This window comes from Paenibacillus sp. WG02 (assembly GCF_055396115.1).
Genome location: NZ_AP036016.1, coordinates 5,824,585 through 5,836,638 on the forward strand (window position 1 = coordinate 5,824,585; position 12,054 = coordinate 5,836,638).

A 12,054-nucleotide genomic window follows, 5' to 3' on the forward strand; every position below is an offset into this window, starting at 1 on the left:
GAATGTAGAAATGGTTATGCAGGTTCATGCTTCAGGGGACGTCCAGAAGCTTCCTTACGGGAGTCGGCTAGTCCAATGATTCCGTCTTTTCCGTATGCTTTCTTCCAACGGTTTGCGCTTTGTTCAACTCGCTTCATTCCAATTACGCTGACATCAAATCCATTAGCTTCAAATATTTCTCTAGGAGTCTTTCCTGACATGTAATGGTCGATAAACAACCGCTTAAATTCATCGGCATAGATTATTGATTTCGCGCTTATCTTGACAACGTATTTATTCGTTGATAAATGCTTTCGTTCTTTTTCGCTAAAGATTTCTTAGACATGATGTAATCCCCTCCGGTGCTTACTCTAGTATACAAAAAAAGATACCCACAGTCTGAACACTTTTTCAAAGTGTCCAGACTATGGGTACCAGTGTAAACAGAGCCGTTTTTTTATCATTGTTCCATGGAGATTAACACGTTAAAGAGAAAGCCACACAATTTGTAATAAAAGAGTCGCGACACTGTCCGCGACTCAAAATTTGATATTCAGCTTTATACATTACGCTGTTTTTGCAGCCTTTGCTGTTTTCATATGTACAGCACTTGCTTTTTTAATTTTGCTCATATGGGATCATATCAAAGCGCAAGATATCGATGTTGAACTTCTCAAAAGAACATCACTTTGAGCACTCCCACAAGAGTGCTTTTTTATTGCCCATCGCCAATAATAAGGTTCTTCGAATCTTGAAATTCACGATTCACCCTGATTGTCAAATTAACTAAAGTGATCAGCCCAAGTAAGATGAAAAAAAGTATAGATTTAAAAGTAATCCCAATTAATTTCCATAAGAAAATTGCAATAACGATTCCGATGAGAATATATGTCATATGATGCATAAGGGTCAATTGTTATTTTAATTCCGCAATCAGACGATCCACTTCACCTGAAGGTGTATTCAACGCTTCATATACTCTAACAATGACATTACTTTGAATTTGGTCTGTAGTCAGATTGCTAAAGGTTAGCGTCTGTTTCCCATTCACTAAACGATCAGTGCCTGTGAAAGGAAATGTCTTGGAACCTAGGATGCTTCCGGAAGGATCCACTAGCTCAAATTTCAACTTTGAAAAATTGTTGTCAACCAAAACTTGTGGATCACGAATGAGGTCCATAAATAACTGCAATTTATATGTATAGTTGATTGCAATTGTCTGTCCTGGGGACGTAATCTGCGCCAAGTAATAATCTTTAATATTGACAGTGTATGGAAATAGGGAAACTTTATGTCTGTCATCTTGCCCTTGTGCTGTTACCTGATAGGAGGCAATCGTTGATTTAAAGATCGGCTTCGTTTCTCCGCTAGCCTCACCATTGATTACGTTTTGCACTTTCATCGTGAATGTATCGCTAGTTTCAGCTACAGGCAATACAAAGGCATAGCTAACAACCGTCGATGTTCCAGGGGCAATAGATTTCGTCACGTCACTTTGTCTGGATCCCGTATAGTCAAAGCCCGTTGGACTCGATAACATCGTTTGGAATGCTGGAACGGGAATTTCATTTAATCCCTTATTCGTCAAAGTAAACTTGGCAAAAGCAAGCTTACTTCCTTGATCTTGGTTATCTGCAATATGAAGCTCCACCAATGCAACGTCCAGATCCTGATTAATGACGTCGTTCCATTTTTCGAAAGCAATCGGAGTCCCATAGGTATAGCTGCCCACTGCGGTCTTCGTGCTAGGCAAGCCTACATTCAGTTTACCAATATGGAATGCCGAGGTCTTCACGTTGCCTGTCGCATCGGCTTGTGTAAAGCTTTCCGATGTCAGAACATTAATACTGTCTAGTACGGTATCCATAGCCGCATGAATAGCAAAATGCACATATTTGCTCTCACCTGCATCAAGCTTCACAGAGTCTGCCTCAACCTGTTTGCCGGTATATACATTTGTTTTGGACTTCCCATCCAATTCCAGCATTGGCACCGTTTCAGTTTGATCGCTCGGGTTGGAAACCAAGAGTTTCACGACATACACAACGCCATCATTGCTATTACTTTTCGTAATATCCACCGTTTTATATTGAAGCGGTGATTCCAGTGTCGGTATGGTGAAGATTTCCCCCCACTTCTTCATAAGCGATACGTCCTTAAACTCTCCATGATTGCCATTCCATACCGCTCCGTCTATTGGAGTCGTAAGCAATGTTGTCTCCTGTTTCGGATACACATCGTAGTTGACATCTACAAGCGAGAGATTGCTCAAATTCACTTCTGTTTGTCGGTTAACTACTTTCAAATAAGTCAACTCGACTTCCGAATCGGGCTGCACACCACGTGCATTGCCACTGCTTGCACGTAAGCTATAAACAATACCATCTGACGTTTTTACTCTAAGCTCATAATCGGGAATACGCAGCGTTTGACTGCTAGTGTTATTTACTCGAATAACAGCGCCGAGACGCACGCCGCTGGCCATTTTCTCATTATAGACACCCTCCACCGTTACTTGAAGGTTATCGCTTATCTGATGAACCGCAGCTGCATTTGTCCTTGTAGCTGTTACATCTCCTCCATCTGCTAAAGCGGGAAGTCCCGAAATCAGCAACGAGGAAGACAAAACGAGCGTCATCGCTACTTGTTTGAATTGAATTCTCATCGTTTATTTCCTCCTAAGAGTTTTGCTTTAGCAAAACTTTCTTCGTAAGCACATATTTACATTTCAATCATGACATGGTGCTGAGCATCAGATTCGGTGCTTTCCTGAGCTGACGCCTGCTGTTTCTTTTTCTGACGCATGAAAAAGACTAAAATAATGGCAATGAACGCCGGTATTGCAGAAAGCATCAATGTATCCGCAATAGCTCTTGTCAAAGCTTCTTTTTGCACCAGACCATATAAAACACCAACCACACCACCGGCCGCTGAATTTGCATCTGTCCCTAGTTCCAAATAACGATGTACGACGTTCGTTTGAAGATCCGTATACGCCGGCGAAATCGTAGAAATGGACTCGTTGAATCTGGCTCCATATTGTGTCGCTTGATTATTCATATTACTGGTCAACACCGCAATACCAAGCGATGCCATAACATTACGGATAACATTGGATACCGAGGACGCCCTGCCAATCAGATGATTGGGCAAAGTGTTCATTCCCGCTGAAGACAACGGCATCATACATAAGCCAATGCCAATACCGCGGATAATGAGCAAACCGCTGATCCAATGCGTAGAAGTTTGTTGAGAGAGCACATGCAGTTCTAAGGTCGTACAACCAATAATGGCTAAGCCTAATATGCCAAGCGGAACTACACCGTATTTGGAAACGAGTTTTCCTGCAACGGGCATCATGAAAGCCATCGCAATTGACTGAGGCATCATAACCAACCCCGTTTGCATAGGCGTCAATCCCGTTACATTTTGCATAAAAATCGGCATCATATAAATACCGCCCTGCATGGAAATCATCACGAAGCTCGAAGCCGCCAAACTTAGAGTAAAAATAGGGTTCTTGAACAAACGGAAATCCATGATGGGATTATCTTTGCCCAGCTCAACCCAAATCAATAGGATGAAACTAGAAATAGAAATGAAAAACAAACTGACAATATAGAGTGAGGTCCATCCGTCGCTTTGGCCGTCTGTTAATGCCAGAAGCAGGGTACTGAAAACAATCATACATAAAATACTGCCGACAAAATCAAATTTTAGCCCTGCTCGTTTGGGTGTCTCTTTCAAAATAATGAAACCAAGCGTTACAGCTATAATCCCAATTGGAACATTGATGTAAAATAAATAACGCCAGCTAAAGTTATCGACTAAATATCCGCTTAATGTAGGTCCCATGGCAGGAACTGCCATGGCGGCAATCCCCCAGATTCCCATCGCAACTTGAATTTTGCTACGTGGCATAATCTGGTAAAGCATCGCCATACCAACAGGCATGATAAAACCTCCGCCAAGTCCTTGAATAATTCGAAAAACGATTAGACTCGTGTCGCTCCAAGCTATCCCGCACAAAATCGAGCCAATAACAAAGGCAACTACCGTCGTCAGAAAAGTTGTTTTGTAACCGAACCGATCCGATAAAAACCCACCCATGGGTACAACAACGGCTGAAGCGAGCATGTAACCCGTAACAACCCATTCAATTTGTGTCGACGTAGAGCCAAAAACGGCCATCAGCTTTGGTATAGCAACATTCATCAAGCTGTTATCTAAAATGGCGAGAAACGTACCCAGAATGAGCACTAGTAGAGCTAACCATTGGTAACCTGTTATTCTCTCCTCTTGTATCTCAACTTCGGGGGTAGCCGCTGCTGTCGTTGCAGATGACATCCTTGCAGCCTCCTTTACTCGGCATGAACCTTGGTACCGTCCGTTAGCTTATCGCTTGGATTCAAGACGATCTTATCATTGGGTTTCAATGCCGCATCCCCTTTGAGGTATACCCAATCTTGGTTCTTATCTTCTGTCTGCAGCTCTACAGGATGAACTGTGTCACCGCTAATCTTATAAACGACCGTCTTGCCGTCTTTTTGCAAAAGCGCGGCTTTCGGTATTTCAACGCGATTATCGCCATTGCTTGCTCCAAAAGCAACACTGGCAACAGCTCCCGCATGCAAGGATCCATCAGGATTGCCCACCATTAACTTAATAGGAAAGGTATTGTTATTCGTATCAGAAATCGGACTAACAAATGTGATTGTACCTTCGAACGTTTTACCTGGAATGCTGGGTACCGTCACGGTTCCTTTCTCTCCTTGTTTAATGGAACTGACCATTCCTTCAGGGACACTGACTTCCACTTTCACTTGATCTATGTTTACAACCGTCAATAAAGCTGCTCCTGCTTGTGCCATTTCTCCCACATTCACATTCTTTTTTACAATGATACCATCAATTGGCGAAACTACCCCAGCATTCTTCACCGCATTCTGAACTAGTGTCAAAGCGGCTTGCTTCGCTGAGACGTCGGCTTTCAATTGCTCCAACGTATTTACAGTTGCGCCTTCTTTGGCCAAGCTCAGCTTAGCCTCTGCGGCAGATAATTGAGCGTTCGCTCCTTGCTGCTGCGATATAGCGGATTCATAAGCTGCTTTTGCTTTTTCATAATCCAGTGTCGCTTTATCCAGATCGTCCGTACTCACATCGCCTTGATCATAAAAGTTTTTCGTATGATTGTACCCTTTGGTCACGAGATCATAAGCTGCTTTCGCTTGCGACACTCCAGCTTTGGCTTGATTAATTGCCGCTTTGGCTTGCTCAACTGCCGCACCTGCCGCTTGCAAATCCTGTGAACGGGCGCCTGCTACTGTATCTGCCAATTTCGCCTGAGAAGCCGTCAGTCCGGCTTGTGCTTGATCCAACTGCTGGCTTAAATCTTCGGTATCGAGCTGGACAAGTAGATCGCCCTTCTTTACTTTCGCACCTTCATCTACAGCAACAGAAGTAATTTTACCTCCTATTTTGGACACTACTTGAACCGTTTGATCCGCCGCTAATTTACCGCTCGCTCCAGCTGCATTCAAACTGCCGATCGTAATCACTTTGACTGAAGGTGTTGTTAATTGCGCAGCGCTAGTTTGTGAAGAACTGCAACCACTAACAAGCATAAGGGAACCAGCCAGAACACTTAAAGATACAACGACGTTAAGATGTTTTTTCATGGGTAATCCTTACTCCCCTTTGATATGGATTTTGATCGAAGCATTCATACCTGGCGCCAGATCTAATCCCTTATGATCGTCAATAGATATTTTTACATTCAAACGCTGTGTAACTTTTGTGAAATTCCCGCTTGAACCCGTTGTCGGAAGCAATGAGAAGGTAGACGCTGTTGCTTGACCAATCTCCGTTACTTTCCCCTGGAATTCTGTTCCACTATATGTATCCACACTAAACGTTACCAACTGTCCAATATGTATCTTTTGGATCTTCGTTTCATCAATATCTGCCGATACGAATAAGGCGCTCTTATCCACAATCATTGCGACCGATTGCCCGGGAGCGACTACTTCGCCAACTTTAGCAGCGGTTTGAATCACAGTTCCACCGATCGGAGTGCGCAAAGTCGCTTGATCGAGCAAGCTATTTGATAAATTCGTAATATCTTGCTGTCCGACGATTTGATCCGCCACAACCGTATCGCCTACTTTTATGCCCAACGTATTAATTTTGCCCGCAATTCGAGGCATGACACGGTAAATATCTCCCGAGAGACGGGCATTGTCTGTAGCTATATAGTTAGCGCCCTGATACCAGTAATAACCGCCGATGGTGGCTCCGCTAATAACCATAACAGCTAGAATAATAATTAGAACCAATTTACGTTTCATTCCGTTCCCTCCAGCTTTTTCTCCAAATGTTCAATGAGTATTCCGATCACTTCTTTACATGTAGCAATCTGCTCAGGTGTAAATGCCATCTCCAAACCTTCGTAGAACTCCTTGGTAATCGTCTCAAGCTTCGTTTTCTTCATCTGTTGACAAAAATCTGTCGTACCAATCCAGACAATTCTTCGATCCTGCTCATCTCTCTTGCGTTCTACCAACCCATCACGTTCCAACCGATCCACAATACCGGAAACCGTACTATTACTGAGCTGCACGGAATGAGCGAGATCCCCAAGCTTTCTCGGTTCCTTCATAAACAATTCCCTTAAAATAAACAACTGTGGTCCCGTTAACTCTTCCCGTTGAAGTTCCCTATACATTAAAGATACACGCAGCTTATGCAGCCTAGTAAATTCAGCCACAAGATCTCTAACCTCTTCCAAACCACTTCCCCCTTAAAAAACATAAGATCAATAGTTATTTCGAATGCGAATATTTCGTATGCGAAATATTTAGATGTCATTAATCGTAACATGAATTTATGGATCTGGAAATATGTAGGATGTAACTTTTTTGTGAAAAGAAAAAAGCCGAAAGCTAATGCTTCCGACTTCGTGGTCGTCCTAAAATGAGCACTAACTACATCATGAACTTCATGTATATCCAATACATAGAATTGAAATAATTTCGACATATTTTAATGATATCTTATGGTAAGTGGAGCCTTTCAATGACATTACGCCTTCGCTTGGTATCCTGCGGTTAAATCAATCAGGAGGTGATTCCCTTGTTACGGAAGATGGAAAAAAATAAACATTTAGGTTGGCCAATCCGTTTCGCTCTAGCAATCTGGGAGCATTCGACCACAAAATGGGTGTACAGGACTCTCTTTTACTTATTGATATTATTGGGTCTGTTATGGATATACGGGATGAACGACGATGTACAACCGAGCCATTTCATTTATACGAATTTTTAAAGGGGAGAAGCCCATGATGGATGATATTCTGCAAAGCATCGCCCAATGGGCAATCAAAAAGCCACATACCCCCGCCTATACATGGCTAGGTTTTGCGCTCACATACCTTCAGTCTGGAGGAACGTTCAGACGCCTTAGCTTCTTTGCTGGAAGAATCGTGCAGCCGCACCGGACGTCCCATAATCGTTTATGGCCATATGCAATTGGAAATGCCCATTGCATTCATAGCTTGCGTTAAAGCCGGCCATCCCTATATCCCCGTAGACGATTCAACGCCGATACATAGGCTGCAAGCTATTCTCGACCATTCTGAAGCAGAATTGATCATCGCGGTATCCGAACTCCCCGATGGTGTGATTCCCTCCGGTGTTAAGATCCTGGCCAACCTATCTACCCTCACGGTTGCTTATCAAGGAAAGCGTCCGGACGTTAGTGCGCGCGTCCAACAAGAAGATAATTTCTACATCATTTATACATCCGGCAGTACAGGCACTCCAAAAGGCGTACAAATCACGGCCAAATGTTTGCAGAGCTTTGTGTGCTGGATGATTGAAGCGTTTCCGAGCACGGGTCATGCGATTTACTTAAATCAGGCGCCCTTCTCGTTTGACCTTTCCGTGATGGACTTATATCCGGCCCTTGTCAGCGGCGGAACGGTTTGGGCACTCGATCGAGAAATTCTGGGAAAACCGGCCCATATGTTTGCCGGATTGGCTGAATCGAACGTGACAGTGTGGACGTCAACGCCTTCGTTTGCTGAATATTGTCTTCGGAATCCTCTGTTTAACCAAGAGCTTCTTCCTCATCTGCGTACGTTCCTGTTTTGCGGCGAGACGCTTTCCAGGACATGCGCAGCACAATTATTGGAACGGTTCCCGCTAGCTACTGTGTTTAACACTTACGGGCCAACCGAAGCAACAGTGGCTGTTACTTCGGTGAAGATCGATTCGCAGCTGTTAACCAGCCAATCAGCGCTCCCAGTAGGCTTCTGTAAACCGGATTGCCGTATCCTCATCGTTGACGAAATGAACAATCCGCTGCCCGATGGCGAAAAAGGGCAAATCGTCATTGCCGGACCTGGCGTTAGCCCAGGCTATTACCGGAATACGGAGTTAACGAAACGGGCATTTTCCACTTATGAAGATAAGACTCTAGGTACTCTTCGCAGCTACCGTACGGGTGATTCTGGATTTTTACAGGAAGGTCAGTTATTCTATGTCGGTCGCCTTGATTTTCAGGTCAAGCTTCACGGGTATCGCATCGAACTGGAGGAAATCGAACACCAATTGAGACGGATCAAAGGACTGAAATCAGCTGTTGTCCTCCCTAAATGGAAAGAACAATTATGTGAGTATTTGACAGCCTTTATCGTACCCGATCGACTTCCAGAAGATGAATTCGCATGGGGACTCGCAGTTAAAAAAGAGCTGGCCCAATTCGTACCTGACTATATGGTACCTCGCAGAATTGTCATCAAAGATAGCCTGCCCATCACCGTAAACGGTAAAGTCGACCGTAAAAGGTTGGCAGAGGAGGTCTAGCCAGGATGGTCCCTTATACAAGCTTTATGTATTTCGGCTTATCTGCCGGACTGCTTCTCCCATCCATTGTCCTCGGGTTGTTGGGCAAATCCAAGTCCTTGAAATGGTACAATTTTGTGCTGACATTGGGTTTTATCTGTATTATGTATGCCGGGACTCAAAGGCAATTGATCTTTTTAATTATTTATACCGTTTGGCAATGGCTGTTGATTAAGGGATATGATTTGCTGCGGCGAAAGCATTCCGGTGACTGGATTTATATCAGTGCAGTCTCGCTCTCTATTTTACCTCTGATCATTGTCAAAGTGTTGGCCATCCAGAAACCGATCGAAACGTTCGGCTTCCTCGGTATCTCTTATTTAACGTTCAAATGTGTTCAAATGCTCATTGAAATGCGGGATGGACAAATCAAAGCGATTTCGATTTGGAATTATTTATCGTTTCTTTGGTTTTTTCCGACCATAACTTCAGGACCGATTGACCGTTACAGGCGCTACGTACAGGATACAGAGCAAACGATGCCTAAAAACACTTATAAAGAGCTTCTATATGGCGGTTTCCATCGGATATTCCGCGGATTTCTGTATAAATTTATCATCGCCTACCTGATAAAAACGTATATATTGACATTGCCGCTGCTCAAGATGAATACGGCTGCTGGTATCTGGTGTTATATGTATGCTTACAGCTTTTATTTATTTTTTGATTTTGCAGGGTATAGCGCGTTTGCAATCGGCATGAGCTACCTGCTCGGCATTCGTACGCCGGAGAACTTTCGGCTGCCTTTTATAAGCCGGAACATCAAGGACTTTTGGAACCGCTGGCACATGACATTGTCGTTTTGGTTACGCGATTATGTCTATATGCGATTCGTTCTCATGGTAGCCCGTCATAAATGGATACGCAATCGTTATATTCTTTCGTCAGCCGGTTACGCTGTCCTATTTCTGTTGATGGGCCTCTGGCATGGGCTAGAGCTGCATTATATCATTTATGGGCTGTATCATGCGTGCTTAATGATCGGATTCGACGGCATCGAACGTTTAAATAAACGATTTGCCTGGTGGAAGGACCATTGGGCGCTGCGCTGCGTTTCGACGGTGCTGACCTTTCACTTCGTCTGTTTCGGTTTCCTTATCTTTTCTGGCAGACTGTTTTAAATCTCAATATAATAGAAAAAACATGCCATGGAGGTGAACAACGATGATGGATCTATACGAGAAAGTGATTGGTATTATCTCGCGCATATGCCATACAGAGGAGGTATACCGGCGTCCAGATCTCGATTTGTTTGATAGTGGACTGCTTGATTCCTTTGGAGTCATTGAATTGCTGATTGCTCTGGAAACGGAATGCCAGATTCGTGTGCCCATAACCGATTTCGACCGGACGGAATGGTATACACCGAACCGGATAATAAGCAAGTTAGAGGTGTATGTATGAATGGGCCGCGATTCGGACCGATGCTCTTGGCGCTCGTTATGTTCGTCATCATTCTGCTGATCCCCGAATCTGCATTATCTGGCCTGCTTTCCCGAAAAGAAGTCGCTGGCGCTGCGAATTGGCAAGATGTGAGTCGTTTTCGGAACGTATTATTCCAGGATGCTTCCTTCCATTACGACGGTTTCCTTCCCTTCTACGGCTCATCGACCATCGGTATTTTCAGTCGGTACCACCCTTCCAATCTCATTACCGAACCGTTCACTCCTTATTTACAAGGTGAATCCGCTTGTACATCGATAATTCATGTGCTTAATCTAGCGGCGACCGGCGATTCGATCGCTCACAAAAAAATGGTGTTTATGCTCGATCCCGGCGATTTCATGAATCAAAATGGAATGGCAGACCAACGCTTCACTGACCTTTACGCCAAATTGCCGGCTTACGAGTTTATCTTTAACACGGACATTGACTTAGCCGCCAAGAAGAAAATAGCTGCCGAACTGTTGCATTATTCCGCACCCCAAAAGGATCACTTGCTAAAGATCATGCTGGAAGGACTGACGAGCAATAACCTATGGAACCGTGTAATAGGAGAAGCCGTCCGCCCGCTCGCCTATCTTTCCATGAAGATTCAAGAGAAACAGGATATGGTGAGGGCGCTGCAGCTTACTAGTAAAATTAAAACTTATAACAAACAAACAGCCACCGCGAATCTAACGTGGGACCAGTTGAAAGAACAAGCTTCCAAGGAAGCCAGTAAAGCAACTGAAAATAATCCGTACGGGCTTTTGGATGATTATTATAAGAAAACGATCGAGCCCAAGTTAAAACAATCCAAAAACTCCTGGAAGCCCGGGAATTATTTGAATTCTGTGGAGTATGATAATTTCCAAGCGATCGTTGACATCTTGAAAGCCGAACATGCGGATCCTATATTCATTCTTATCCCCCGTAAAGGCGCATGGAGTGACTACACCGGATTTACGAAAGAGTATCGCGATAAATTGTACACCAAAATGGAACAAAGGGTAACCGGCGCTGGATTCCAAGTGATCGATTATGCAAGTCATGAATACGATCCTTACTTTATGCGCGATTTAAGCCACCTCGGCTGGACTGGTTGGGTTCAGGTAGATGAGGATTTACTGAAAGCATATGGCAAGCAGATACTTGGCAGTTAAAATCTTTTGAATATTAGAATCTCCAGAAAAAGCAACAAACCAAATTAATCAAAATCGAACGAAAGAAATTTGAAGACGCTTTAAAAAATAACTTTGAACTTACGCATCAGGTTTTGCTTTTAGTGAACATAAAAATGAGAATCATGTCATCTCATTTACTGCAACTCAACTCTTTTTCCGCCATTCAGCGAATTTGCTACATGCTTCTTCAATTAATTGATACGTATGGTTCAAGAAGCGGCGGAAAGGACGTTATTGCAATCAGTTTTACCCACCAAGAGTTGGCCAATCTGGTAAGTACATCGAGAGTAACCGTGGCAAAAACTTTAAAACAATTGGAAAAAACCGACGTAATCTCCAAACAAAACGGCAAGTATGTGATCGAAAATAAAGCCTCTACTTTACAACTAAAAAGAAAAACCGGAGGTAAAGTAAAACCTCCGGTCAACTCGTTTTATTATATCAACCCCAAAATGATTCAATGTATGGCCCACTTATTGCTTAGCCGATAAATACCAAAAATTAAGTATATAAATCTTGATAAAAAGAAGCAAGGAGCTGCCTCGGCAGATCCTTGCTCGTTATTA

General features: G+C 43.5%; 11 protein-coding genes and 1 pseudogene. 6 read left to right on the forward strand and 6 right to left on the reverse strand.

Going from position 1 to position 12,054, the window contains the following annotated elements; all coding sequences use genetic code 11:
- Positions 1-14: 14 nt before the first annotated feature.
- The 6 genes from ACBP55_RS26415 to ACBP55_RS26440 form a co-directional block, all read right to left on the reverse strand.
- On the reverse strand, positions 15-314 hold the full coding sequence (locus ACBP55_RS26415; protein WP_464653414.1) for an HTH domain-containing protein: 300 nt from the start codon (positions 312-314) through the stop codon (positions 15-17).
- 581 nt (positions 315-895) lie between these two features.
- On the reverse strand, positions 896-2,644 hold the full coding sequence (locus tag ACBP55_RS26420) for a hypothetical protein (protein ID WP_464645850.1): 1,749 nt from the start codon (positions 2,642-2,644) through the stop codon (positions 896-898).
- 56 nt (positions 2,645-2,700) lie between these two features.
- The gene (locus tag ACBP55_RS26425; protein WP_464645851.1) at positions 2,701-4,326 is read right to left on the reverse strand and encodes a DHA2 family efflux MFS transporter permease subunit; all 1,626 of its coding nucleotides are present in this window, start codon (positions 4,324-4,326) and stop codon (positions 2,701-2,703) included.
- 14 nt (positions 4,327-4,340) lie between these two features.
- Entirely contained in the window at positions 4,341-5,657 is a 1,317-nt protein-coding gene (locus ACBP55_RS26430) for an efflux RND transporter periplasmic adaptor subunit (protein ID WP_464645852.1), read from the reverse strand.
- A gap of 9 nt (positions 5,658-5,666) precedes the next feature.
- On the reverse strand, positions 5,667-6,326 hold the full coding sequence (locus ACBP55_RS26435) for an HlyD family secretion protein (RefSeq protein WP_464645853.1): 660 nt from the start codon (positions 6,324-6,326) through the stop codon (positions 5,667-5,669).
- The gene (locus tag ACBP55_RS26440; protein WP_173193458.1) at positions 6,323-6,766 is read right to left on the reverse strand and encodes a MarR family winged helix-turn-helix transcriptional regulator; all 444 of its coding nucleotides are present in this window, start codon (positions 6,764-6,766) and stop codon (positions 6,323-6,325) included. The genes ACBP55_RS26435 and ACBP55_RS26440 overlap by 4 nt, the downstream gene beginning before the upstream one ends.
- Positions 6,767-7,122: 356 nt before the next feature.
- Here ACBP55_RS26440 and dltX point away from each other — a divergent pair, with 356 nt between their 5' ends.
- From dltX to ACBP55_RS26470, 6 genes and pseudogenes are all read left to right on the forward strand, one after another.
- Complete coding sequence (gene dltX, locus ACBP55_RS26445) at positions 7,123-7,302, forward strand: teichoic acid D-Ala incorporation-associated protein DltX (protein WP_464653415.1); 180 nt, start codon at positions 7,123-7,125, stop codon at positions 7,300-7,302.
- Between the two features lie 16 nt (positions 7,303-7,318).
- Positions 7,319-8,843: pseudogene (dltA, locus tag ACBP55_RS26450) on the forward strand (D-alanine--poly(phosphoribitol) ligase subunit DltA).
- Between the two features lie 5 nt (positions 8,844-8,848).
- Entirely contained in the window at positions 8,849-10,003 is a 1,155-nt protein-coding gene (gene dltB, locus ACBP55_RS26455; RefSeq protein ID WP_464645854.1) for a D-alanyl-lipoteichoic acid biosynthesis protein DltB, read from the forward strand.
- Between the two features lie 43 nt (positions 10,004-10,046).
- Positions 10,047-10,286 carry a D-alanine--poly(phosphoribitol) ligase subunit DltC gene (dltC, locus tag ACBP55_RS26460; RefSeq protein WP_464645855.1) on the forward strand — a complete coding sequence of 80 codons (240 nt, stop codon included), beginning with the start codon at positions 10,047-10,049 and terminating at the stop codon, positions 10,284-10,286.
- Complete coding sequence (gene dltD, locus ACBP55_RS26465) at positions 10,283-11,467, forward strand: D-alanyl-lipoteichoic acid biosynthesis protein DltD (RefSeq protein WP_464645856.1); 1,185 nt, start codon at positions 10,283-10,285, stop codon at positions 11,465-11,467. Before dltC ends, dltD begins: the two co-directional genes overlap by 4 nt.
- A 122-nt stretch (positions 11,468-11,589) precedes the next feature.
- Positions 11,590-11,979, forward strand: a complete 390-nt coding sequence (locus ACBP55_RS26470; protein WP_464645857.1) for a Crp/Fnr family transcriptional regulator — start codon at positions 11,590-11,592, stop codon at positions 11,977-11,979.
- Positions 11,980-12,054: the final 75 nt, after the last annotated feature.

Excerpts from the sequence above, each read along its gene's own strand:
- ACBP55_RS26420 (WP_464645850.1), bottom strand. The coding sequence starts at position 2,644 with ATGAGAATTCAATTCAAACAAGTAGCGATGACGCTCGTTTTGTCTTCC.
- ACBP55_RS26425 (WP_464645851.1), bottom strand. The coding sequence starts at position 4,326 with ATGTCATCTGCAACGACAGCAGCGGCTACCCCCGAAGTTGAGATACAA.
- ACBP55_RS26430 (WP_464645852.1), bottom strand. The coding sequence starts at position 5,657 with ATGAAAAAACATCTTAACGTCGTTGTATCTTTAAGTGTTCTGGCTGGT.
- ACBP55_RS26435 (WP_464645853.1), bottom strand. The coding sequence starts at position 6,326 with ATGAAACGTAAATTGGTTCTAATTATTATTCTAGCTGTTATGGTTATT.
- dltX (WP_464653415.1), top strand. The coding sequence starts at position 7,123 with ATGGAAAAAAATAAACATTTAGGTTGGCCAATCCGTTTCGCTCTAGCA.
- dltB (WP_464645854.1), top strand. The coding sequence starts at position 8,849 with ATGGTCCCTTATACAAGCTTTATGTATTTCGGCTTATCTGCCGGACTG.
- dltC (WP_464645855.1), top strand. The coding sequence starts at position 10,047 with ATGATGGATCTATACGAGAAAGTGATTGGTATTATCTCGCGCATATGC.
- dltD (WP_464645856.1), top strand. The coding sequence starts at position 10,283 with ATGAATGGGCCGCGATTCGGACCGATGCTCTTGGCGCTCGTTATGTTC.